Below are 22,700 nucleotides of genomic sequence, written 5' to 3'. Positions count from 1 at the left end.
GTATGGTTGCAGTATGAAAGGTGGAAATCAAATGAGGAAACGAGAAACGTTTAACGAGACGTTTTTAAAAGCTGCGCGGGGAGAAAAAGCGGATCACACGCCTGTTTGGTACATGAGACAAGCCGGGCGCTCACAGCCGGAGTACCGTAAGCTGAAGGAAAAATACGGATTGTTCGAAATTACACATCAGCCCGAATTGTGTGCGTACGTCACAAGGCTTCCGGTCGAGCAATACGGAGTCGATGCTGCAATCCTTTATAAAGATATTATGACGCCGCTTCCGTCGATCGGTGTGGATGTTGAAATTAAAAATGGAATCGGGCCGGTGATTGATCAGCCTATTCGTTCTCTGCAGGACATTGAAAAGCTCGGAAAGCTTGAGCCGGAACAGGACGTGCCGTACGTGCTCGAAACGATCAAACTGCTTGTCAATGAACAGCTTGACGTCCCGCTAATCGGTTTCTCTGGTGCGCCTTTTACGCTTGCCAGCTATATGATCGAAGGCGGGCCTTCGAAAAACTACAATAAAACAAAAGCCTTTATGTACAGCATGCCGGATGCCTGGAACCTGCTGATGACAAAACTTGCCGACATGATTATCGTGTATGCGAAAGCGCAAATAAAGGCGGGCGCAAAAGCCATTCAAATCTTTGATTCATGGGTTGGCGCGCTGAATCAAGCGGATTACAGAACGTACATCAAACCAGTGATGAACCGGATTTTTTCTGAGCTGGCGTCGGAAAATGTGCCGCTTATCATGTTTGGTGTAGGTGCCAGCCATTTAGCAACAGATTGGCATGACCTGCCTCTCGATGTTGTCGGGCTCGATTGGAGACTGAGCATTGATGAAGCCAGATCAAAAGGCATCACCAAAACAGTGCAAGGCAACCTGGACCCGTCCATTTTGCTTGCTCCGTGGGAAGTGATCGAGAAGAGAACGAAAGAAATTCTTGATCAAGGCTTACAATCGGATAGCTTCATTTTTAACCTCGGGCACGGCGTATTTCCTGATGTCAGTCCGGAAGTGCTGAAAAAGCTGACTGCATTTGTACATGAATATTCTCAATCAAAGAAAATAGGCCTATACTCCTGAGCATATTTTTTGGTATCAGGATAAAAGCCTGTCAAAATTGTTTTGCGATAGATCATCTAAAGAGGGTGTAAACAGTGGGTAAAAAGAAAATGGGGCTTCTCATTATGGCGTACGGCACGCCTTACAAAGAAGAAGATATAGAGCGTTATTATACACATATCAGAAGAGGCAGAAAGCCTGAGCCTGAAATGCTTCAGGATCTGAAAGACAGATATGAAGCAATCGGGGGCATTTCGCCGCTTGCCAAAATCACAGAGGAACAGGCTTATAAACTTGAACAGCACTTAAACGAGATTCAGGATGAGATTACGTTTAAAGCGTATATCGGGCTGAAGCATATCGAGCCGTTTATTGAAGACGCTGTGGCAGAGATGCATAAGGACGGCATTACAGAGGCGGTCAGCCTTGTATTGGCACCGCACTTCTCCACATTCAGCGTGCAGTCCTACAACAAACGTGCGAAAGAAGAGGCTGAAAAACTCGGCGGGTTAACAATTACGTCTGTCGAAAGCTGGTACGATGAGCCGAAGTTTGTGAAATATTGGGTTGACCAAGTGAAGGACACGTACGCGTCAATGCCGAAGGAAGAAAGAGAAAACGCGATGCTTATTGTTTCCGCGCACAGCCTCCCGGAAAAAATTAAAGAGTACGGAGACCCGTACCCGGATCAGCTTCATGAATCCGCGAAGTTGATCGCTGAAGGAGCAGGCGTATCTGAATACGCTGTCGGCTGGCAAAGTGAAGGCAACACGCCTGATCCGTGGCTTGGACCTGACGTGCAAGATCTGACACGTGATTTATTTGAACAAAAAGGCTATCAAGCATTCGTATATGTGCCTGTCGGATTTGTCGCGGACCATTTAGAAGTGCTTTATGACAACGATTATGAGTGCAAAGTGGTGACTGACGATATCGGCGCCAGCTATTACCGGCCGGAAATGCCGAACGCTAAACCGGCATTTATTGATGCTTTAGCAACAGTCGTTTTGAAAAAATTAGGACGTTAAAGAAGGCGATGAACATGAGTGACGGCAAAAAGCATGTAGTCATCATCGGCGGCGGCATTACCGGTTTAGCCGCCGCCTTCTACATGGAAAAAGAAATTAGAGACAAAAATTTGCCGCTTGAGCTGACGCTTATTGAGGCAAGCCCGAGAGTAGGCGGAAAAATCCAGACAGTCAAGAAGGAAGGCTATATCATCGAAAGAGGGCCTGACTCATTCCTAGAACGAAAAAAAAGCGCTCCGCAGCTTGTCAAAGACTTAGGTCTTGACCATCTGCTTGTGAACAATGCGACTGGACAATCCTACGTGCTTGTCAACCGCACTTTGCATCCGATGCCGAAGGGAGCTGTAATGGGAATACCAACCAAAATCGCGCCGTTCGTGTCAACGGGGCTGTTTTCTCTGTCAGGGAAGGCGAGAGCTGCCATGGATTTCATCCTGCCCGCAAGTAAATCAAAAGAGGATCAGTCACTGGGCGAATTTTTCCGCAGACGTGTCGGGGATGAAGTTGTCGAGAATTTAATCGAGCCGCTTTTATCAGGCATCTATGCAGGTGATATCGACAAACTCAGCCTGATGTCAACATTCCCGCAATTCTATCAGACGGAACAAAAGCACAGAAGCCTGATCCTGGGAATGAAAAAAACAAGGCCTCAAGGCTCCGGCCAGCAGCTGACAGCCAAAAAACAAGGGCAGTTTCAGACGCTGACAACAGGCCTGCAGACGCTTGTCGAAGAGATTGAAAATCAACTAAAGCTGACAAAGGTATACAAAGGCACAAAGGTTACCAACATTAGCCGAGAGGGCACGGGCTACTTGCTTGATCTTGATAACGGCGTATCCCTTGATGCCGAATCAGTGATAGTAACAGCCCCGCATAAAGCTGCCGCGGGAATGCTTTCCGATTTGCCGGCTGTTGCAAACCTGAAAAACATGCATTCCACATCTGTGGCGAATGTCGCCTTAGGCTTTCCGGAAGGTACCGTCCAGATGGAGCATGAGGGCACGGGCTTTGTCATTTCAAGGAACAGTGATTTCGCGATCACAGCTTGTACGTGGACGAACAAAAAATGGCCGCACGCAGCGCCGGAAGGCAAAACACTGCTTCGGGCATACGTCGGAAAGGCCGGAGACGAATCCATCGTCGACCTCTCAGATAACGACATTATCAACATTGTGCTGGAAGACTTAAAGAAAGTAATGAAAATCAACGGCGAGCCGGAAATGACATGTGTCACACGCTGGCATGAAAGCATGCCTCAATACCATGTCGGCCATAAACGGCGTATCAATGAGCTCCGAGAAGCGCTGGCTTCCTCCTATCCTGGTGTGTACATGACTGGTGCATCTTTCGAGGGTGTTGGAATTCCGGACTGTATCGATCAAGGAAAAGCAGCTGTGTCAGATACGCTGAAATATTTATTCGACTAAACCTCCGTACCGGTACGGAGGTTTTTTGTGTCTAGGTGATGGCAATATTGTGTAAAAAATGTTTGAATTGTTCAGCATGGTATGATACATTTGCATATGTACTTATTGACTAAAATGTTCAAATGGTCAGTTTTGAGGTGATATAAATGTCAATAGATCGAAAAAAGCTCATTTTGGAGGCTGCCACAAAGTCTTTCACACAGTTTGGCTATAAAGCGACGACAATGGATTTGGTGGCGAAGCTTGCGAACGTGGGAAAAGGAACCATCTATACGTTTTTCAAAAATAAAGAAGAGCTGTTTGACGATATTTTTTCTACGTTATTGAGAGAAATGAAGCAAAAAGCCGACGAAGCGATGGAGCCTGATCTCCCGTTCCATGAAAATGTCCACAGGGCGCTGTTTGCCATTCTGGAATTCAGGAAAACACATCAGCTGACGATTAAAATTTTTCAAGAAAATGCTGAGATTGGTACAATGGCAGTTCAGGACGTGATTCAGAAAATGGAGCGTTCCATTCTTTCTTATATTAAAAATAAGATAGAAGAGGGTGTCGAAAACGGAGATATCAAGCCATGTGATCCTGAGCTGACGGCTTTTGTCATGCTGAAGCTTTATATCGCGCTCATTTTTGATTGGGAAAAACAGCATCCTCCGCTTGATAAAGAAACGATTGCGGAACTGCTTGAGTTGTATGTTGTCAAAGGATTGTCAGCCAACTAGATAATCCTTTCTCTTTACAAGAAAATGACCATTTTTCATGATGAGTCAGTTTTAGAATGGAGGCATCAGGATGAACACAATACGAAGTCAATGGAAAGACATCGTAACGAGTAAAAAATTATTGATTCCCATCATCGCCATTTTGTTTGTCCCGCTTATTTACAGCGGTGTTTTCTTAAAGGCTTATTGGGACCCGTACGGCACAGTTGACCAGCTGCCTGTCGTTGTCGTTAACCAGGACAAAGGAACGACATATGAGGGAGAAAAGCTTCAAATCGGTGATGATCTGGTAAAAGAATTAAAGGATAATAAAAGCTTTGACTGGCATTTTTCCAATGATCTCGACCAATCATTAAAGGACTTATTAAATCAAAAATACTATCTAGTAGTCGAGATTCCAGAAGACTTCTCTAAAAACGCCAGCACTGTAATGGACAAAAATCCGAAAAAACTAGATTTGAAATACCATACGAATGCCGGTTCAAACTATGTAGGAGCAACGATCGGCGAAAAAGCGATTGATAAACTGAAAGCTTCTGTTTCAAAAGAAGTGACCGAGCAATATACGAAAGTTATTTTTGATAACTTTAAAGATATCGCAAAAGGTTTGAGCGACGCGAGCAGCGGCGCGAAAAAAATTGATGACGGCACAAAGGATGCGAAAAACGGAAGCGCACAGCTGAAAGAAAATCTGGCGAAGCTGAAGGAAAGCACCGCTACCATCAGTGACAAAACGGCGCAGCTTGCAGATGGAGCGGCTCAGGTGACGAGCGGCATCCAATCGCTTGACAGCTCGCTCGGTAAATTCCAGGACAGCAGCAACCAGATTTATGATAAATCTGGTCAGCTTGCGGCAGGATCAGGCAAGATAACGGGCAAGCTAAATGAACTGAATGCCGGCCTTCAAAAGGTGCAGCAGGGCTTGCCTAATCTGACAAACGGGCTGGATCAGCTCAACAGTAAAGCGCAAGAAGAGTCGGAAAAAGCAGCAAAAGCGGAAAAACTCATAAATGCGCTCGATTTAACACAGCTTGAAACAGCTGTGAATAACCTGGAAAAGTCAGAAACTGCGATGAAGGAATTTAAAAAACAGCTGTCTGACTTTGAAAACAGCTTAAAAAACCGTGATCAGGCATTTAAAAATCTCATCAACTCCAGTGATTTCTTAACAGCGGAGCAAAAGAGCCAGCTGATCAATTCTGTTGAAAAGCAGCTTCCGCAAGTTGATGCGCCTGATTTTGAAGAAATTTTAAGTGGGCTTCCTGCAGCTGATCAGCTGCCTGACATCGCAACGATAAAAAGCTCATTGGAAGATGTGAAAGCGGAGGTTGCCCAGGTGAAGGCATTGCCGGAAGCTACCTCTAAGCTTTATAACGGCGCAAAAGCCACTCAAGACGCGATTGACAAATTAACTGCTGGATCTGAGAAAATATACAATGCGTCACAGCAGGTGACAGATGGCCAAAATAAATTGACAGCCGGTATCGGTGAATATAATAAGCAGTTCGCAAAAGCAAAAGCGGGCTCAGAGCAATTGGTAACAGGAAGCAGCCAAGTATCCGGCGGATTGTTTAAGCTGCTAGATGGTTCTAAACAGGTCCAAAGCGGATCTTCAAAACTTGCAGACGGATCTGCTTCACTTGATACAGGTTTAGGCAAGCTATTGGACGGCACAGGAGAGCTGTCTAGTAAGCTGAATGATGCGGCTGACCAAACAGGGGATATCAGCGCTGATGATGACACATACGGTATGTTTGCAGATCCGGTTAAAACCAATGACGACGCGATTCATTCCGTCCCTAACTACGGAACAGGACTGACGCCTTATATCCTATCAATGGGCTTGTATGTCGGCGGCATTATGCTGACGGTCGTATTCCCGCTGAAAGAAGCATCAGGCCGTCCGAGAAACGGATTTGAGTGGTTCTTCAGTAAATTTAATGTCATGATGCTGGTCGGAATCATTCAATCGCTTATTGTGGCGACAGTTCTTCTTCTGGGAATCGGTCTCGAGGTGGAGAGCACATGGAGATTTTACGTGTTTACGATCATTACGAGTCTCGCTTTCCTTGCAATGATTCAATTTTTGGCCACGACGATGGGCAATCCGGGACGGTTTATTGCAGTCATTATCTTAGTGCTGCAGCTCGGGGCCAGCGGAGGAACCTTCCCATTAGAATTGCTTCCGCATTTCTATCAGGTGATCCATGGCGCGCTGCCGATGACCTACAGCATAAACGGGTTCAGAGCAGTGATTTCAAACGGAGATTTCGGCTACATGTGGCAGATGGCCGGTGTCTTAATCGGCATTGCTCTTGTCATGATCGCGCTGAGCATTACCTACTTTACGATCTTAAGCCGGAAGGAAGACACTTCAGAAGAACAGCCGGCTTCCTAATGAAAAAGACCTTGTTTCTCAGGAAACAAGGTCTTTTTTTATTTAACATCCCATTTGACCAGAAGTCCGGTATACGTTAATCCTCCGCCGAAGCCGAAAAGCATCAGGGTTTGGTCTTTTTTCAGCTTCCCGGCTTTCACTGCCAGATCAAGGGCCAAAACAATAGAGACTGAGGATGTATTTCCGTAGTATTCGACACTGGTGAGTGTTTGTTCAATCGGAAACGGTGTTTTTTCACAAATCGATTCGATCATGCGCAAGTTGGCGCTGTGGGGAACAAACCAATCAAGATCATCACGGCTGAGCCCTGCTTTGTGTAAAAGATGTTCAAATTCACGGGGAACGGTTCTTGCGGCCCACTTGTACACTTCGCGTCCGTTTTGGACCATTTTCCCTGAATCCGCAAGCGGCATGCCATTGAGTTCGCTCCGCAGTCCTGCCCGATACAAAATATCTGCACCTTTTCCATATGTTCCTTGGACGGAGGCGAGGAATCCCGGTGCCTCTTCAGTTCGTTCAACCAATAGTGCGCCCGCAGCATCGCCGAACAGAACGCATGTCGTTCGATCTGTATAATCAGTCACTTTTGACAAAGTTTCTCCGGCGATGACGAGAATTTTTTGATGAAGCCCGGATGTAATCAATCCGTTTGCCAAATGGAGACCGTATGTCAGTCCTGCGCATGTCGCATTGATATCTAACGCGCCGGTGTTCTCCCAGCCGAAATATTCCTGCACCCGGCAAGCCGTACTCGGAAAGGCATAATCTGCTGTTGTTGTGGCGACGAGAATCATATCCACATCTTCAAGTGTTCCGTCGTAACGGCTCTCGAGATCTTTGACTGCTTCAATGCATAAGTCTGAAGTGAACTGCTGCTCATCGGCAATCCGCCGTTCTCTCATTCCTGTGCGCTGAACAATCCATTCATCAGACGTATCTACGATTTTTTCCAGATCCGCATTGGTTAAACGCCGGGTCGGCGCATAGGTGCCGATTGCTGTAATGTTTGCTTTTGACATCATAACAACTCCTTTTATTATCAGATTATAACACTAGATATTAGTATCTGGTACTAAAAAGAGGATTTTTGATAAAAAAAGAGAAACTGTCAGTAGAAAACCAGAAAAGGAGGAAAAAAATGGTCAGTCAAGGAGCGATAGCCTCTATGATTATTTCAGGGGCTATTGCGTTTTTGTTGCCGATCGGACTGATGATATGGTTTAGGCGAAAGTATCATGCTTCGCTTAAGGTGTTTTTTATTGGCGCTCTTACGTTTTTTGTCTTTGCTCAGCTGTTGGAGGGCGGCGTTCATGTTTATGTGCTGCAAATGAATGAAACGACAAAAGAAGTGATGAAGCATCCAGTCTGGTATGCCCTTTACGGATGCTTGATGGCCGGGATTTTTGAGGAATGCGGAAGGTATATCATGATGCGTTTCTTTATGAAGCGCCGACTTTCCTGGGCGGACGGTCTGGCCTTCGGAGCGGGCCACGGCGGTCTGGAGGCGATCCTAATAACCGGCTTGTCCAGCATTACGCTTATCGTGTACGCTTTTGCAATCAATAGCGGCACTTTTGAACAGCTTTTGATTCATCATGATGTGAAGCAGGCGCTTATGCCGATTCAGGCGCAGCTGTTGAATACACCTTCGTATGAGTGGCTGCTCGGCGGAATGGAAAGAATCAGCGCCATCTCTGTCCAAATCGGTCTGTCACTGCTTGTGCTGTATGCGGTTAAAAGCCGCCGGCCGATGTTTTTGCTGTATTCGATACTCTTACACGGGCTGTTTAATGTACCGGCGGTTTTATACCAAAAAGGAGTGATAAAACATGCGGCGGCTGTTGAACTCATCGTGGCTGTGATAGCCGCGGCATCAGTGGTTTGGATTGTAAAGGCAAAAAGGCTGTTTCAATAAAAAATCCAAGCAGCAGTAACAGCCCGCTTGGAAAAATATGAATGAAATATTCGTTTAGGCATGGGGTATCAGAATATTTCTGATTCAGTCCTTAGCAATGACAGCAAGAGTGGCAGCGTTTTTTGCAAGAGCAATTTCTTTTCTTTTTCTTCTTTTTCTCGCAAGGGTCATGGCATTCTTTCTCTTTCTTGCAATGGTCGTGGAAATCTTTATCGAACCACTCGTCAAAGAACCAAAAATCATCGAACCAATGGTGACAATGACATTTCTGTTCATGTGAATGACGACAGCACATAGATATCCCTCCTCTTCCCATGCTTACTACAGCATATGAAAGATTGATAGGAAAAGATTGGACGGGTCTATCAGGAAAAGAGTATATTTTAAATAGAAAATAAAAGGAGGAATGTCCGATGACGTCCGTTCGGAAAACGATGGAGCTGATTAAAGAACTTGTGTCTATCCCAAGTCCGACAGGGAATACATATGAGGTGATCAAATACGTTGAACACCTTTTAAAAGAATGGAAGGTCGAAACGGTTCTGAACCATAAAGGTGGTTTGATTGCCACACTTCCGGGCCGCGATACATCCCGACACAGAATGCTGACGGCGCACGTTGACACCTTGGGCGCGATGGTGAAAGAAATTAAGCCAGACGGCCGCCTGAAAATTGATTTGATCGGCGGTTTCCGCTACAACTCGATTGAAGGGGAGTATTGCCAAATTGAAACGGCCTCGGGTAAAACGTATACGGGGACCATTTTAATGCACCAAACGTCTGTTCACGTGTACAAAGACGCGGGAAAAGCGGAGCGCAATCAAGAGAACATGGAAATCCGCCTGGATGAGCCTGTGCACTGCCGTAAGGATACGGAAGAGCTTGGCATTGGCGTCGGGGATTTTGTTTCGTTTGATCCCCGTGTCGAGATCACATCAAGCGGATTCATTAAATCACGCCATTTAGATGATAAAGCAAGCGTAGCCTTGTTGCTTCGCTTAATTCATCAAATTCAAACAGAAGACATTGAACTGCCGTATACGACTCATTTTCTGATTTCTAATAATGAAGAAATCGGATACGGCGGAAACTCCAATATTTCTGCTGAAACTGTTGAATACTTGGCGGTGGATATGGGGGCTATCGGCGACGGCCAGGCGACAGACGAATATTCGGTTTCGATTTGCGTGAAGGATTCGAGCGGTCCGTATCATTATCAGCTGAGAAAGCATTTGGTCGATTTAGCTGAAAAGCATCATATTGACTATAAGCTTGATATTTATCCATATTACGGGTCGGACGCCTCAGCAGCGATCAAATCAGGTCACGATATCGTGCACGGCCTGATCGGTCCGGGAATTGACGCTTCGCACGCTTTTGAGCGCACGCATAAGTCTTCCCTCCGCCATACAGCGAAGCTTCTGTATTATTATGTGCAATCACCGATGGTATAAGAGGGAGGAAACGAATGAAAATCCATGAGTTGAAAAGCACTTTCGGCTGGGAAGGCGATGAAGGTCTTGGAGAACAGCTGATCCAGCAAATCCTTGCTGGAGAAAAAACGGCCACCTGCGCGCCGAAATCATTATATTCAAAAGATGAACTGAGTGAGGTATATCAAACAGCGGGACAGCTTGTAACCGTTTATGATAAACATGATCATCCGAGATGCAATATAAAAGTGACAGATGTGTTTGAAACGACCTTTGGAGCGCCTGATATGAGGTTAGTCAAAGGCGAGGGCAACGGAGACCGAATTGATGAATTTCAGGAGGACCATCGGAGAGCATGGGCGGAGCTGATCAAAAACGGCGAAATGGAGCTGAATGAGGACACTGTTTTGATTACAGAACTGTTTGAGCTAGTTCAAGATTAAAAAAAAGCCTGTGGGGCGATAAGAACCCCGCAGGCTTTTTTGATTAACCGGAAATGGTTGCGTTTTGATCTGCTTTAGATTGGGTCATGACAGCTTCTGCTTTTGCAGGATTAAACATGCCTTCCCATTTAGACATGACAACGGCAGCAAGTGCGTTACCAGTCAGGTTTACAACTGTACGTGCCATGTCCATAATACGGTCTACACCGGCAATAAAGGCAAGTCCTTCTGCCGGAACACCGATCGTGCCCAGTGTTGCAAGCAAGACGACAAAAGAAGTTCCCGGAACGGCAGCCATTCCTTTAGATGTCACCATCAAAACTAATACAAGCGTAATTTGGTGCCAAATCGTTAAATCAATGCCATATACCTGTGCCAGAAACAGCGCGGCAATAGACTGATAGAGAACGGAGCCGTCTAAGTTAAACGTATATCCAATTGGGATAACGAAAGATACAATACCTTTCGGACAGCCGATTTTCTCCATTTTTTCCATGATGCGCGGAAGAACGGTTTCAGAGCTGGACGTACTGAACGCCAATAAAATTTCGTCCTTCATATAAGCTAGGAATTTGAAGATGCTGATGCCGGCAATTTTTCCGACAATCCCAAAAACGACGATTAAGAAGAAAGCAAGCGCGACATATACCAATCCGACAAGCTTTCCGAGAGATAGAAGAGAACCGAGTCCGAATTTAGAGACAGTAACTCCGATTAGAGCGAAAACCCCGAACGGCGCTACTTTCATCACAAGATTTACCACATGGAACATCGAATGGGAAACGCCTTCAAAAAAGGCTAATACTGGCTTGCCTCTTTCACCGATCGCGGAAATTCCCAACGCAAATAGTACGGTAAAGAAGATGATGGCAAGAAGATCCCCTTCGACCAAGGATTGGAAGAAGTTTGTCGGCACAATGTGCAGGAATGTTTCTGCCACTGATTTATTGCTTTGTTCTTTTTCTGTTTCAACATATTGACTGATGTCTGTTTTTTGAGCTTCGTGTATATTAACTCCTGTACCCGGGTGGAAGATGTTTGCAAGGGCTAGTCCGAGAATGATGGCAAAGGTCGTAATAATCTCAAAGTACAGAATTGTTCTGAAGCCTAATTTACCAACTTGCTTTCCATTTCCGGCTCCGGCTACACCGATGATTAAACTGGAGACAACAATAGGAATCACTATCATTTTGATTAAGCGTAAAAAGAGATCCCCGATTGGCTGCAGATAAGTAGGCAGTGCTGGGTTGCCGTACCAAATAACGCCAACAATAACACCTAGAATAAGTCCAACGAATATTTGCGTGGCTAATCCAAACCTAATTCTTTTCATAGATTACCTCCCAAAAAACAAAGTATCAACATATATCATGAATAGACATATATTTAATCTCACTATTAGATCAAATTATAATAGATAAGAAATAGGTTCGTCTATAGTAAATTATATTTCGAAAATATAGAATATTCAAAAATAGAAAGTGAATCACCAGAATTATCTAAAAACAGGTGAGCTTTGACCCAACCCTAACTATTATTTCAATATAAAGAGAAGTTAGAAGAATGAAGAAAATCTCACACTATATGCGTGAGATTTTCGCCTCTTTACATATCGCTTACTTTTATACAGTCGTTGCAAATATTTCCATAACACTCATGCTGCTCATCTATCTTTTTTCCGCATTCCGTGCACTTTTTCGAAGGTAGGTTTCTAAAAAATTCAGTAATTTTCCCTAGCATAACCAATCCCTCTTTCCCCTTTGTAATGTCTTCATTGTAATATAACAGAAAGTAAAATTCAATATCTGTTTTGATACAATGTTTAAAACATGCTTTTTTTTAGAAAAATGGGTATATTGAAGGAGGATCAATTTTCTTTTAAAAAGAAGGAGGACATTATGAAAGTTACAGTTATCGGATGCTACGGCGGTTTTCCGGCCGCAAATGAAGCGACGTCGGGCTACTTGTTTCAATCGGGGGATTATTCATTGCTTGTGGATTGCGGAAGTGCCGTGTTATCTAAGCTGTTTGGATATGTCCCGGCGGAAAAGCTGAATGCTGTGGTTCTGTCTCATTATCACCATGACCATATTGCCGACATCGGGCCGCTACAATTTGCCAAGCAAGTCGGATCGTTCCTCGGCAAAGGAGAGCACACGCTTCCGATTTACGGACATGATGCTGATATAGAACAGTTTCAAAAGCTTACATATAAAACGCATACACAAGGGATTGCCTATCAGCCTGATCAGCCGCTGACTGTCGGTCCGTTTACGATTACCTTTTTAAAAACGGTTCACCCGGTGACTTGTTATGCGATGCGGATTACTGACGGCAGCCATACTGTTGTGTATACTGCTGATTCGAGCTATCAGGATTCATTTATTCCGTTTGCGGCAAACGCTGATTTATTGATCTCAGAATGCAATTTTTATGCTGATCAAGACGGGACAAGCGCAGGCCATATGAACAGCTTGGAAGCAGGGCGAATTGCAGAAGAAGCGGGAGCGGGCGAGCTGCTGTTGACCCATTTGCCTCATTTCGGCGTGCATGACAATCTTCGCAAAGAAGCCAAGACCGTTTTTAACGGGGAAGTGAACATTGCGAAATCTGGTTTTGTGTGGGAAGGATAAAGGAGGAGCACCATGTTATTTATTGACAATCAACATATCAATGATCCGCGGATCAATCTGGCCATCGAGGAGTATTGCCTGAAATATTTAGACCCTGAACAGCCGTATTTGCTTTTTTACGTGAATCAGCCGTCTATCATCATCGGAAAAAACCAAAATACAATAGAAGAAATCAATACAAAGTATGTAGAGGAAAATGGAATTATCGTCGTCCGCCGTTTATCAGGCGGCGGGGCTGTGTATCATGATTTAGGGAATTTAAATTTTAGCTTTATCACAAAGGATGACGGTGACAGCTTTCATAACTTCAAAAAATTCACTGAGCCGGTGATTCAAGCGTTACATCAGCTTGGAGTGGAAGCGGAATTAAGCGGCCGGAATGATATTGTGGTAAATGGACGCAAAATATCAGGGAACGCCCAATTTGCCACAAGAGGCCGCATCTTCAGCCACGGCACCCTCATGTTTGATTCAGCCATTGATCATGTTGTGTCCGCTTTAAAAGTCAAAAAGGATAAAATTGAATCAAAGGGCATCAAATCAATCAGAAGCCGTGTGGCAAACATCAGTGAGTTTCTTGATGATAAAATGACAACCGACGAATTCCGCAGTCATTTGCTCAGACATATTTTCAATACAAATCACATTCAAGATGTGCCGGAGTATAAGCTGACTGAAAAAGATTGGGAAGTCATTCGCAAAATCTCGGAAGAACGCTATCAAAATTGGGACTGGAACTACGGCCGCTCACCCAAATTTAACCTGAACCATTCGAAGCGTTATCCGATTGGGTCCATAGATTTGCGTTTGGAAGTAAAAAAAGGGAAAATTGAAGACTGCAAAATTTTCGGTGATTTCTTCGGTGTGGGCGATGTATCGGAAATTGAAAACCTGCTGATTGGAAAGCAATATGAGCGCAGTGTGATTGCTGATGCCCTGACTGATGTGAATCTGAAGCAATATTTTGGGAACATTACGAAAGAAGATTTTCTTGATCTGATTTATTAATGTGAAACACATTGTTTGAAAGGAAATTTGTGTTTTGAAATAATGGAGGCGGGAGGGATTTACTTGAAAGTGTTTTTAATCGGAGCGAACGGACAAATCGGACAAAGACTTGTTTCTTTATTCAAAGAGAATGCTGATCATTCCGTCAGAGCGATGGTCAGAAAAGAAGAACAGAAAACATCTTTGGAAGCGGCCGGCGCGGAAGCTGTGCTAGCAAATCTAGAAGGAAGCCCGGAAGAAATCGCAGCCGCGGCAAAAGGCTGTGATGCGATTATTTTTACGGCGGGTTCCGGGGGCAGCACAGGCTATGATAAAACGCTGCTGGTGGATCTTGACGGAGCGGCAAAAGCAATAGAGGCTGCGGAAATCGCGGGAATCAAACGTTTTATTATGGTCAGCGCCCTGCAGGCCCACCGTCGTGAAAATTGGAATGAGGCACTTAAACCTTATTACGTGGCCAAACATTATGCTGATAAAATTCTGGAATCCAGCGGCTTAGCCTATACGATTATTCGTCCGGGAGGCCTTCGCAATGAACCGGGAACAGGAACGGTTTCCGCAGCTCCAGATCTAGAGCGGGGTTATATATCACGTGAAGATGTTGCGGCTGCAGTCATTGCCTCTTTAGATGAGACCAACACGGAAAATCGGGCTTTTGATCTGACTGAAGGAGATACACCGATTGCCGAGGCTTTGAAGAATCTATAACAGTATTGACACTCGGGGCTTTTTGCTCTTGAGTGTTTTTTTGTGTTTCTCTATAATGAAGAGGAAAGTTTATCTTCAATAATGAATGACTACTCATTCACTTTAAGGGGTGGGAGAATGAATCTGGTTTCGAAATTAGAAGAGACAGCATCTGAGAAGCCGGACAGCATCGCATGCAGGTTTAGGGATCAAGTGATTACTTACAAGGAACTGAATGACAATATTCAGCGTTTTGCGGATGGCCTTCAGGAAGCGGGCATGGAAAAAGGGGACCATCTTGCTTTGCTGCTTGGCAATTCGCCTGATTTTGTCATCGCATTTTTCGGCGCATTAAAGGCCGGTATTGTGGTGGTGCCGATCAATCCGACTTACACGCCGACAGAAATCGGCTATATGCTGACAAACGGTGATGTCAAAGCAATCGTAGGAGTAGATCAGCTTTTGCCGATTTATGAAAGCATGCATGAATCTTTGCCAAAGGTCGAACTCGTCATTTTATGCCGGACGGGAGAAAATGAGCAGGAAGCTTCAGATCCCGAGGTCAGAATGAAAATGACAACGTTTACAAAAATGTTGCGTCCGACACCCGGTGCTGCACGCCATCCAGAGGTTGTGCCTGATGATACTGCGGTAATTTTATATACGTCAGGAACAACGGGAAGACCGAAAGGCGCGATGCTGACCCACCAGAATTTGTTCAGCAATGCAAACGATGTCGCTGGGTATTTGGGAATGGATGAGAAAGACAATGTGGTTTGCGCTCTTCCGATGTTTCATGTTTTTTGCTTAACTGTCTGCATGAACGCTCCGCTGATGAGCGGCGCATGCGTGCTGATTGAACCGCAGTTCAGCCCCGCATCTGTTTTTAAGCTTGTAAAGCAGCGGCAGGCAACGATTTTTGCCGGCGTGCCTACGATGTATAACTATTTATTCCAGCATGAAGAAGGCAAGGCAGATGATTTTTCTTCTATTCGCTTGTGCATCTCGGGTGGTGCGGCCATGCCGGTCGCGCTGCTTACGGCATTTGAAGAGAAATTCGGCGTCACCATTTTGGAGGGCTACGGGCTTTCGGAAGCATCGCCTGTCACATGCTTTAACCCGTTTGACAGAGGGAGAAAACCAGGCTCCATCGGGACAAGTATTTTGCACGTCGAAAACAAGGTTGTCGATCCGCTCGGACGTGAAGTCCCTGATCACCAGGTGGGCGAATTGATCGTAAAAGGGCCCAATGTGATGAAGGGCTATTATAATATGCCGATGGAAACGAAGCACGCCTTAAAGGACGGGTGGCTCTATACGGGAGACCTGGCAAGGCGGGATGAGGATGGTTATTTTTACATTGTAGACCGGAAAAAAGACATGATTATTGTAGGCGGGTACAATGTGTATCCGCGTGAAGTGGAAGAGGTGCTGTACAGCCACCCGGACGTAAAGGAGGCTGTTGTCATCGGCGTGCCTGATGCTGAAAGCGGCGAAGCGGTAAAGGGGTATGTCGTACCGAAACGGTCTGGTGTCACAGAAGCAGAAATGATGGCGCATTGCGAAAAGCATCTGGCAAAATACAAACGGCCTGCCGCGATCATCTTTCTTGATGACATTCCGAAAAATGCAACAGGCAAAATGCTCAGACGGGCGCTGAAAGATATGTTGCCTCATTAATGTGAGAAAAGCGAAGCAGCGGGCTTCGCTTTTTCATTTTTAATCCTTTGCTTCTTTTTTAATGATGTTTTGCAGCGCTTTGGTATCGTTTCGCGTTAATTTGTAATACGTGCCGTCTTTCAAAAAAACGGCCTGCTGGCTGTCGTCAATCCATAATCTGAATGAGTCAAATCTGTCTTTATGAAATTTTACCGTGCCTTCATAATCAGGAGCTGATGTTTTCTCAGTTTTCAGCTGTTTTCCCTGATTCATAATGTCCAGCATATCTTTGACGTGCTGTCTTTTTTCGATTTCAATCTTTTCCCGCCCGTCTGAAGACAGGGTGATCAATTCCGCATCAACCGATTGATACACATCGCCTGACCGGCTGTAAAGGTAGAAAAATGCAATAAACACAAGACCGATAACCACGATGGCTGCTACTAATTTTTTCATCTGCATCACTCCAAACATTTGCTAGTTTCTCCAGCAGGGGGCGATTCCATGCGGAAAAGTCCGAACTCACAGCTTGGTTCTAAGAAATTGGATTTATGATTACAATAGAAGTAATGGGTCTAGATGTGAGGAGTGAGGCGTTATGCGCAAGTGGATTGCGGGTGCAGGGCTTGCATATGTGCTGTATGGGATTTTTTTCTATTGGTATTTCTTTATGTCCGGCGATTCCGCTGTGCCGGAGGCCGTGAAAGGAACACAGGCTGACCCGTCTTCTTTCATGAAGCCGTCTCAATTGGCTGTCGCCGAACAGTATTCTGACGTGAAGAACTTTTTATTTTTTATCAGTATTCCTCTTGATTGGTTTCTGTTTTTTGTATTGTTGGTCAGCGGTGTTTCAAAGAAAATCAAGAAATGGATGGAAGCGGCCGTGCCCTTTCGTTTTTTGCAGATGATTGGTTTTGTGTTTGTGCTTTCGCTGATCACAACGTTAGTGACGCTGCCTTTAGATTGGATAGGCTATCAGGTATCGCTTGATTACCATATTTCGACGCAGACAGCCTCTAGCTGGGCTAAGGATCAGGTCATAGACTTTTGGATCAGTTTTCCGATCTTTACGCTCTGCGTTCTCGTGTTTTATTGGCTGATCAAAAAGCATGAAAAAAAATGGTGGTTTTACGCCTGGCTGTTAACAGTGCCGTTTTCGCTGTTTCTGTTTTTTATTCAGCCGGTGATTATTGATCCTTTATACAACGATTTTTATCCATTGAAAAACAAAGAGCTGGAAAGCAAAATCTTAGCACTGGCAGATGAAGCCGATATCCCGGCTGATCATGTGTATGAAGTGAATATGTCAGAAAAAACAAACGCGCTTAATGCCTATGTGACAGGAATTGGGGCCAATAAGCGGATTGTTCTGTGGGATACAACGCTGAATAAACTCGACGATTCGGAAATTCTCTTTATTATGGGGCACGAAATGGGCCATTATGTCATGAAGCACGTGTATATCGGATTGGCCGGCTATTTAATCGTGTCGCTAGCGGGATTTTATATGGTTGATAAGCTTTACAAGCGGGGGGTACGCTTTGCACGAAATCTGTTTCATGTAGAGGGCCGGCATGATCTTGCGGCATTGCCGCTGTTATTGCTTATCGTGTCTGTTTTGAGTTTTGCGGTTACGCCTTTTTCTAATGCCGTTTCCCGTTATCAGGAGAATAAGGCAGACCAATATGGAATTGAGCTGACAGGGGACAGCGAAGCCGCAGTCAGAACGTTTCAGGATTTGGCTGTTACGGGGCTGAGCCAGGTTGATCCGCCTTTTCTCGTGAAACTTTTCAGAGGGAGCCACCCTTCGATCATGGAGCGGATTCAACATGCGGAAACCGATGAAAATACGTCAGAACACCCGGCCTCAGAACAGGGGGCCGATTAATAAAAAAGAAGCAGGTATGGGGTGGCCTGCTTCTTTTTTATCTTATTGTGCAGCTGCTTGTACGTTGATTAACCCTTTTCCATAGTAGAAAGAGCTTCCAAGGTATGTTGCAGTGCTTTCTAAACGATCACGGACTTGCGCGTTTGTCCAAGTCGGGTGCTTAGAAAGAATTAACGCTGCTGCTCCGGCAACGTGAGGAGTCGCCATTGACGTTCCGTTGTAAGCGCCGTAAGTGCCTCCAGGCAGTGTGCTTTGGATGGATACGCCAGGAGCCATCACATCAAGCTCAGAACCTGCGCTTGAGAATGAAGCTCTTTGGTTGCTGCTGTTTACTGCGCCTACCGCAATAGTAGAAGGATATTTTGCAGGGTAGCCGACTGTGCTTGTGCTGCCTGAACTTCCTTCGTTTCCGGCTGCGGCAACAACGACGATACCGCTTGCAACCGCTTTATCGACTACTGTTTTCAACGCTGTAGACCCAGTAGGTCCGCCAAGGCTCATGTTGATGACATCCATGTTGTTAGAAATCGCCCATTCAATGCCGTTAATAATCCAGCTGTATTGGCCGCTTCCTGTAGAATCAAGCACTTTTACTGCGTATAACGATGCGCTAGGCGCTACGCCCAGAACACCAATTGTGTTATTAAGAGCGGCAACAGTACCGGCTACATGTGTGCCGTGAGAACTGCCGTCTTGGTATGGGTTTGTTTCAGAAGGTACGAAGCTTGCTCCGCCTCGAACGTTTAAGTCAGGATGAGAAGAGTCAATTCCGCTGTCGATGACAGCTACTTTTACATTAGAGCCTGTGTAGCCTTGAGAGTGAAGAGCCGGCGCTTTAATTTGAGAAATGCCGTAAGGAACAGATTGCGCATATTCATGTGCAACATGATCTTCTTCCACATAAGCAACACTCGGATCTTTTTTCAGTTCTTTTACAGCTTTTTCATCCAATGTTGCCGCGGCTGCATTTACATACTTAAATTGCTTTTGAACTTTCCCGCCTTTTTCAGAAATAACATCTTTTTTCTTGGCGGTGCTCATAGCCCCCATTGTCTGTTTAAATCCGACAATGTACTTCTTTTCTTCACTGTTTTTTCCGGCAGCCTGTGCAGACATGTTGCTGAATGCCATCGTGAAGATTAGCGTGAACGCAAACAACAAACTGATCCACAATTTTTTGCTTCTCACTCTTTACCCTCTCCTTTTACAATTTCAGAGCAGCCTATTGATAGACTATTCTGTGAATTTATTGTAATAGATTGGATAATATTTTAGTAGACCCATTTTTTTGAGATTGTTTTATTTCTATTTAGGTATATCATCTCTCGCTATTTTTATAGTGGCTCGAAATAACTGTATACATACAGAAAAGAACGAAAATAGACATGAGTAAATAATCATTATGTTGAAATTTCATGTTTTTTCAGGTTAAATCCTCCCGCGACCAGAAAGAACCCTGTCGAATAAATCAGTTCCAATGACCTGCATGTTTTTCTTTGAGATCAATGGATATTATCGTGATATTTTTTCCATGCATGCTGAAAAAAGTATTCTGAACAATGTGGTTTACAGAAAATTCTATTAAATATAAAATGAAATTCTTAACAACATATAGAGAGAAGGAAAAGGGATGAACATTCGACAAGCTGAAACAGCAGATGCGGCAGCCGTTGCGCCGCTGTTTAATCAGTACCGGGAATTTTATAAGCAGGCGTCTGATCTGGAAGGAGCAGAGGCTTTTTTGAAAGCACGCCTGGAAAATAAAGAGTCTGCTATTTTTATCGCGGAAGAAAATGGGGAATTCATAGGTTTTACACAGCTTTACCCAGCCTTTTCTTCCGTGGCTATGAAAAGAATCTACATATTAAATGATTTATTTGTCGCTCCTTCTGTACGAAAAAAGGGAGTTGGCCGGCGGCTGCTTTCCGCTGCAAAGGATTATGCCTCGGAAAACGGAGCGAAATGTGTAAAGCTGCAGACGGAACATCACAATCGGACGGCAAGAAGTTTATATGAACAAAACGGCTATGAAGAGGAGTCGGCATTTGTGCATTACAGTCTTAATGTGCCGGAGAAGTGAAAATAGAGGCCTCATGATTTGGTTTTTTGGCTGATGTTCGGTTACGATAAAGATGAAAAGGAGTGTGCCGAATGTCAACGTTATTTCAAGCATTGCTGGCAGAAAAAAATGCAGATGATGTTTCAGTCAATGTCAAAACCATATCAACAGAGGATTTGCCGAAAGACGGCGTGCTGATTAAAACAGCATATTCTGGCATCAACTACAAAGACGGCTTGGCCGGAAAAGCAGGCGGGAATATTGTTAGAGAATATCCGCTTATTTTAGGCATTGATGCCGCAGGTACGGTTGTCTCTTCAAATGATCCGCGTTTTGCCGAAGGAGATGAAGTCATTGCGACAAGCTATGAGCTTGGTGTCTCACGCCATGGCGGATTAAGCGAATATGTTTCAGTGCCTGGCGACTGGCTGGTGCCTTTGCCAAAGAACCTTTCGCTGCAGGAAGCGATGGCGTACGGAACGGCGGGGTTTACAGCGGCGTTATCTGTCCATCGTCTTGAACAGAACGGACTCTCTCCTGAAAAAGGGAGCGTGCTTGTCACCGGAGCAACCGGCGGTGTCGGCGGAATTGCAATATCGATGCTCAGCAAACGCGGCTACAATGTGGTCGCAAGCACAGGAAACCGGGAGGCGGCTGACTATTTGAAGCAGCTCGGTGCTGATGAAGTGATCAGCAGGAAAGATGTCTATGACGGAAAACGTAAGGCGCTGTCCAAGCAGCAATGGCAAGGAGCCGTTGATCCTGTCGGCGGGAAGCAGCTTGCCTCGCTTTTAAGCAAAATCCAATACGGCGGATCTGTCGCAGTGAGCGGTTTAACGGGCGGGGGAGAGGTTCCTGCAACGGTGTATCCGTTTATTCTTCGCGGAGTCAGTCTGCTGGGAATCGATTCAGTGTACTGTCCGATGGATGTCAGAGCCGCTGTTTGGGAGCACATGTCTTCTGATCTCAAGCCTGATCAGCTGCTGACCATCGTAGACAAGGAAGTCTCTTTAACAGAAGCACCTGATGCGTTAAACGATATTTTGCAAAATCACATTCAAGGAAGAGTCCTTGTAAAACTGTAAAATAAGAAGTTTCGGCTTGCAGAAAAAAAGATGCTATTTCTGCAAGCTTTTTTGTTTGTCTAGAATATGCAGATTCATTCAAGGCAAAGCTTCTGTATCACATGACAGCATATCCGTTTTAAACATTCCTCCCAATCGTTACCCCATTCCAAATGAAACTTTCTATTCTGATTTTCAATAATAATAGTGATAATGATTATCATTACGTGTTATACTATCTTTTGGACACCTCAATTGAGATACAGGAGAGACTGGAATATTATGAAAAAAACACTGATTATTCTTACAGTTTTACTTCTTTCTGTCTTGACGGCGGCTTGTTCTTCTTCAGCCGGCAATCAAAACAGTGAAGAAAATAAAGTAGCGGTAACACATGATTTAGGGAAAACGAACGTGCCTGAGCATCCGAAGCGGGTCGTTGTGCTTGAGCTTGGCTTCATCGACACTTTGCTTGATCTCGGCATTACGCCTATTGGAGTGGCGGATGACAATAAAGCGAAGCAGCTGATCAACAAGGATGTACTGAAAAAAATTGACGGCTACACCTCTGTCGGCACACGGTCACAGCCAAGCATGGAAAAAATCGCTTCGCTGAAACCCGATTTAATTATTGCAGACACGACTCGTCATAAGAAAGTATATGATCAGCTGAAAAACATCGCGCCGACGATCGCGCTTAATAATTTAAATGCTGATTATCAGGATACAATTGACGTTTCGCTTACCATTGCAAAAGCAGTCGGCAAAGAGAAGGATATGGAGAAAAAGCTGACAGCGCATGAAGAAAAACTGAATGAAACAAAGAGAAAGATCAGTGCCAACAGCCAATCTGTGCTTTTGATTGGAAATACAAATGACACGATTATGGCCAGAGATGAAAATTTCTTCACATCGAGACTTTTAACACAAGTCGGCTATCAATATGCGATCAGCACGTCCGATAACAAAAAAACCGGTAATGGAGGCGACTCTGTGAACATGAAAATGACACTTGAGCAGCTGCTGAAAACAGACCCGGATGTAATCATCCTGATGACAGGAAAAACAGACGATATTGACGCGGACGGCAAACGGCCGATCGAAAAAAATGTTCTGTGGAAGAAGCTGAAGGCAGTGAAAAACGGACATGTGTACCATGTTGACCGTCAGGTATGGTCTCTGCGCCGCAGTGTGGATGGAGCGAATGCCATTTTAGATGAGCTTCAAAATGATATGGCAGCGGAAAATAAATAAAAAAAGACAG

The 22,700-nt window shown here is 44.8% G+C and carries 22 protein-coding genes; 17 read left to right on the top strand and 5 right to left on the bottom strand.

Going from position 1 to position 22,700, the window contains the following annotated elements; all coding sequences use genetic code 11:
• Positions 1 to 31 precede the first annotated feature (31 nt).
• The 5 genes from hemE to NST16_RS12610 all read left to right on the top strand — a co-directional run bounded on the left by hemE (position 32) and on the right by NST16_RS12610 (position 6,647).
• Positions 32 to 1,093 (top strand): uroporphyrinogen decarboxylase, encoded by a 1,062-nt coding sequence (gene hemE, locus NST16_RS12630; protein WP_010333608.1) that lies wholly within the window; start codon positions 32 to 34, stop codon positions 1,091 to 1,093.
• A gap of 74 nt (positions 1,094 to 1,167) precedes the next feature.
• On the top strand, positions 1,168 to 2,100 hold the full coding sequence (gene hemH, locus NST16_RS12625; RefSeq protein ID WP_010333609.1) for a ferrochelatase: 933 nt from the start codon (positions 1,168 to 1,170) through the stop codon (positions 2,098 to 2,100).
• A gap of 14 nt (positions 2,101 to 2,114) precedes the next feature.
• Positions 2,115 to 3,527 carry a protoporphyrinogen oxidase gene (gene hemY, locus NST16_RS12620; protein WP_326192546.1) on the top strand — a complete coding sequence of 471 codons (1,413 nt, stop codon included), beginning with the start codon at positions 2,115 to 2,117 and terminating at the stop codon, positions 3,525 to 3,527.
• A 146-nt stretch (positions 3,528 to 3,673) separates the two neighbouring features.
• Positions 3,674 to 4,249 (top strand): TetR/AcrR family transcriptional regulator, encoded by a 576-nt coding sequence (locus NST16_RS12615; RefSeq protein ID WP_229147708.1) that lies wholly within the window; start codon positions 3,674 to 3,676, stop codon positions 4,247 to 4,249.
• Positions 4,250 to 4,319: 70 nt separating this feature from the next.
• Positions 4,320 to 6,647: a YhgE/Pip domain-containing protein gene (locus NST16_RS12610; RefSeq protein WP_340887061.1), complete on the top strand. Its 2,328-nt coding sequence runs from the start codon at positions 4,320 to 4,322 to the stop codon at positions 6,645 to 6,647.
• Between the two features lie 38 nt (positions 6,648 to 6,685).
• Here NST16_RS12610 and fabHB read toward each other — a convergent pair whose 3' ends face one another.
• Complete coding sequence (gene fabHB, locus NST16_RS12605) at positions 6,686 to 7,666, bottom strand: beta-ketoacyl-ACP synthase III FabHB (protein WP_340888358.1); 981 nt, start codon at positions 7,664 to 7,666, stop codon at positions 6,686 to 6,688.
• Positions 7,667 to 7,785: 119 nt separating this feature from the next.
• Between fabHB and NST16_RS12600 the strand changes: the two genes are divergently transcribed.
• The 4 genes from NST16_RS12600 to NST16_RS12585 all read left to right on the top strand — a co-directional run bounded on the left by NST16_RS12600 (position 7,786) and on the right by NST16_RS12585 (position 10,438).
• Positions 7,786 to 8,562, top strand: a complete 777-nt coding sequence (locus NST16_RS12600; RefSeq protein WP_340887060.1) for a YhfC family intramembrane metalloprotease — start codon at positions 7,786 to 7,788, stop codon at positions 8,560 to 8,562.
• A 97-nt stretch (positions 8,563 to 8,659) separates the two neighbouring features.
• Positions 8,660 to 8,842 carry a hypothetical protein gene (locus tag NST16_RS12595; protein ID WP_238933070.1) on the top strand — a complete coding sequence of 61 codons (183 nt, stop codon included), beginning with the start codon at positions 8,660 to 8,662 and terminating at the stop codon, positions 8,840 to 8,842.
• A 133-nt stretch (positions 8,843 to 8,975) separates the two neighbouring features.
• Complete coding sequence (locus NST16_RS12590) at positions 8,976 to 10,016, top strand: M42 family metallopeptidase (RefSeq protein ID WP_340887056.1); 1,041 nt, start codon at positions 8,976 to 8,978, stop codon at positions 10,014 to 10,016.
• Between the two features lie 14 nt (positions 10,017 to 10,030).
• Positions 10,031 to 10,438 (top strand): ASCH domain-containing protein, encoded by a 408-nt coding sequence (locus NST16_RS12585; protein WP_268470958.1) that lies wholly within the window; start codon positions 10,031 to 10,033, stop codon positions 10,436 to 10,438.
• 43 nt (positions 10,439 to 10,481) lie between these two features.
• Here the strand turns inward: NST16_RS12585 and gltT are convergent, their stop codons facing one another.
• Both gltT and yhfH read right to left on the bottom strand, forming a co-directional pair.
• Positions 10,482 to 11,771, bottom strand: coding sequence for a glutamate/proton symporter GltT (gene gltT / locus NST16_RS12580; RefSeq protein WP_010333617.1), 1,290 nt, complete (start codon positions 11,769 to 11,771; stop codon positions 10,482 to 10,484).
• Positions 11,772 to 12,043: 272 nt separating this feature from the next.
• Positions 12,044 to 12,178 carry a protein YhfH gene (gene yhfH / locus NST16_RS12575; protein ID WP_010333618.1) on the bottom strand — a complete coding sequence of 45 codons (135 nt, stop codon included), beginning with the start codon at positions 12,176 to 12,178 and terminating at the stop codon, positions 12,044 to 12,046.
• A gap of 158 nt (positions 12,179 to 12,336) precedes the next feature.
• Here yhfH and NST16_RS12570 point away from each other — a divergent pair, with 158 nt between their 5' ends.
• From NST16_RS12570 to NST16_RS12555, 4 genes are all read left to right on the top strand, one after another.
• Positions 12,337 to 13,071, top strand: coding sequence for an MBL fold metallo-hydrolase (locus NST16_RS12570; RefSeq protein ID WP_010333619.1), 735 nt, complete (start codon positions 12,337 to 12,339; stop codon positions 13,069 to 13,071).
• A gap of 12 nt (positions 13,072 to 13,083) precedes the next feature.
• Positions 13,084 to 14,079, top strand: coding sequence for a lipoate--protein ligase LplJ (gene lplJ, locus NST16_RS12565; protein ID WP_340887049.1), 996 nt, complete (start codon positions 13,084 to 13,086; stop codon positions 14,077 to 14,079).
• Between the two features lie 63 nt (positions 14,080 to 14,142).
• Entirely contained in the window at positions 14,143 to 14,787 is a 645-nt protein-coding gene (locus tag NST16_RS12560) for an SDR family oxidoreductase (RefSeq protein WP_340887047.1), read from the top strand.
• A gap of 117 nt (positions 14,788 to 14,904) precedes the next feature.
• The gene (locus NST16_RS12555; RefSeq protein ID WP_340887045.1) at positions 14,905 to 16,446 is read left to right on the top strand and encodes a fatty acid--CoA ligase family protein; all 1,542 of its coding nucleotides are present in this window, start codon (positions 14,905 to 14,907) and stop codon (positions 16,444 to 16,446) included.
• A 39-nt stretch (positions 16,447 to 16,485) separates the two neighbouring features.
• Here the strand turns inward: NST16_RS12555 and NST16_RS12550 are convergent, their stop codons facing one another.
• Positions 16,486 to 16,881 (bottom strand): hypothetical protein, encoded by a 396-nt coding sequence (locus tag NST16_RS12550; RefSeq protein WP_010333623.1) that lies wholly within the window; start codon positions 16,879 to 16,881, stop codon positions 16,486 to 16,488.
• Between the two features lie 142 nt (positions 16,882 to 17,023).
• Here NST16_RS12550 and NST16_RS12545 point away from each other — a divergent pair, with 142 nt between their 5' ends.
• Positions 17,024 to 18,313: a M48 family metallopeptidase gene (locus NST16_RS12545; RefSeq protein ID WP_168747343.1), complete on the top strand. Its 1,290-nt coding sequence runs from the start codon at positions 17,024 to 17,026 to the stop codon at positions 18,311 to 18,313.
• A 42-nt stretch (positions 18,314 to 18,355) separates the two neighbouring features.
• Here NST16_RS12545 and aprE read toward each other — a convergent pair whose 3' ends face one another.
• Positions 18,356 to 19,501, bottom strand: a complete 1,146-nt coding sequence (gene aprE / locus NST16_RS12540) for a subtilisin AprE (protein ID WP_010333625.1) — start codon at positions 19,499 to 19,501, stop codon at positions 18,356 to 18,358.
• A 442-nt stretch (positions 19,502 to 19,943) separates the two neighbouring features.
• Here aprE and NST16_RS12535 point away from each other — a divergent pair, with 442 nt between their 5' ends.
• The 3 genes from NST16_RS12535 (at position 19,944) to NST16_RS12525 (ending at position 22,690) form a co-directional block, all read left to right on the top strand.
• Positions 19,944 to 20,393, top strand: a complete 450-nt coding sequence (locus tag NST16_RS12535) for a GNAT family N-acetyltransferase (RefSeq protein ID WP_229147742.1) — start codon at positions 19,944 to 19,946, stop codon at positions 20,391 to 20,393.
• Between the two features lie 71 nt (positions 20,394 to 20,464).
• Positions 20,465 to 21,457, top strand: a complete 993-nt coding sequence (locus NST16_RS12530) for an acrylyl-CoA reductase family protein (RefSeq protein WP_340887040.1) — start codon at positions 20,465 to 20,467, stop codon at positions 21,455 to 21,457.
• A gap of 261 nt (positions 21,458 to 21,718) precedes the next feature.
• Positions 21,719 to 22,690 (top strand): ABC transporter substrate-binding protein, encoded by a 972-nt coding sequence (locus NST16_RS12525; protein ID WP_340887038.1) that lies wholly within the window; start codon positions 21,719 to 21,721, stop codon positions 22,688 to 22,690.
• The last annotated feature ends 10 nt before the right edge of the window (positions 22,691 to 22,700 follow it).

The organism is Bacillus sp. FSL K6-1005, assembly GCF_038000225.1.
GTDB classification, from domain to species: Bacteria; Bacillota; Bacilli; order Bacillales; family Bacillaceae; genus Bacillus; species Bacillus mojavensis.
The sequence above is the reverse complement of the archived record's forward strand: the minus strand, read 5'-3'. Positions and strand labels throughout refer to the sequence as shown.

Bases quoted from the DNA above. Each gene is read 5' to 3' on its own strand.
- NST16_RS12525 (WP_340887038.1), top strand. From the start codon at position 21,719: ATGAAAAAAACACTGATTATTCTTACAGTTTTACTTCTTTCTGTCTTG.
- NST16_RS12555 (WP_340887045.1), top strand. From the start codon at position 14,905: ATGAATCTGGTTTCGAAATTAGAAGAGACAGCATCTGAGAAGCCGGAC.
- NST16_RS12535 (WP_229147742.1), top strand. From the start codon at position 19,944: ATGAACATTCGACAAGCTGAAACAGCAGATGCGGCAGCCGTTGCGCCG.
- NST16_RS12545 (WP_168747343.1), top strand. From the start codon at position 17,024: ATGCGCAAGTGGATTGCGGGTGCAGGGCTTGCATATGTGCTGTATGGG.
- NST16_RS12530 (WP_340887040.1), top strand. From the start codon at position 20,465: ATGTCAACGTTATTTCAAGCATTGCTGGCAGAAAAAAATGCAGATGAT.
- fabHB (WP_340888358.1), bottom strand. From the start codon at position 7,666: ATGTCAAAAGCAAACATTACAGCAATCGGCACCTATGCGCCGACCCGG.
- NST16_RS12585 (WP_268470958.1), top strand. From the start codon at position 10,031: ATGAAAATCCATGAGTTGAAAAGCACTTTCGGCTGGGAAGGCGATGAA.
- NST16_RS12615 (WP_229147708.1), top strand. From the start codon at position 3,674: ATGTCAATAGATCGAAAAAAGCTCATTTTGGAGGCTGCCACAAAGTCT.
- yhfH (WP_010333618.1), bottom strand. From the start codon at position 12,178: ATGCTAGGGAAAATTACTGAATTTTTTAGAAACCTACCTTCGAAAAAG.
- gltT (WP_010333617.1), bottom strand. From the start codon at position 11,771: ATGAAAAGAATTAGGTTTGGATTAGCCACGCAAATATTCGTTGGACTT.
- hemY (WP_326192546.1), top strand. From the start codon at position 2,115: ATGAGTGACGGCAAAAAGCATGTAGTCATCATCGGCGGCGGCATTACC.
- NST16_RS12600 (WP_340887060.1), top strand. From the start codon at position 7,786: ATGGTCAGTCAAGGAGCGATAGCCTCTATGATTATTTCAGGGGCTATT.
- lplJ (WP_340887049.1), top strand. From the start codon at position 13,084: ATGTTATTTATTGACAATCAACATATCAATGATCCGCGGATCAATCTG.
- NST16_RS12570 (WP_010333619.1), top strand. From the start codon at position 12,337: ATGAAAGTTACAGTTATCGGATGCTACGGCGGTTTTCCGGCCGCAAAT.
- NST16_RS12550 (WP_010333623.1), bottom strand. From the start codon at position 16,881: ATGAAAAAATTAGTAGCAGCCATCGTGGTTATCGGTCTTGTGTTTATT.
- NST16_RS12595 (WP_238933070.1), top strand. From the start codon at position 8,660: ATGACAGCAAGAGTGGCAGCGTTTTTTGCAAGAGCAATTTCTTTTCTT.
- NST16_RS12610 (WP_340887061.1), top strand. From the start codon at position 4,320: ATGAACACAATACGAAGTCAATGGAAAGACATCGTAACGAGTAAAAAA.
- hemE (WP_010333608.1), top strand. From the start codon at position 32: ATGAGGAAACGAGAAACGTTTAACGAGACGTTTTTAAAAGCTGCGCGG.
- NST16_RS12590 (WP_340887056.1), top strand. From the start codon at position 8,976: ATGACGTCCGTTCGGAAAACGATGGAGCTGATTAAAGAACTTGTGTCT.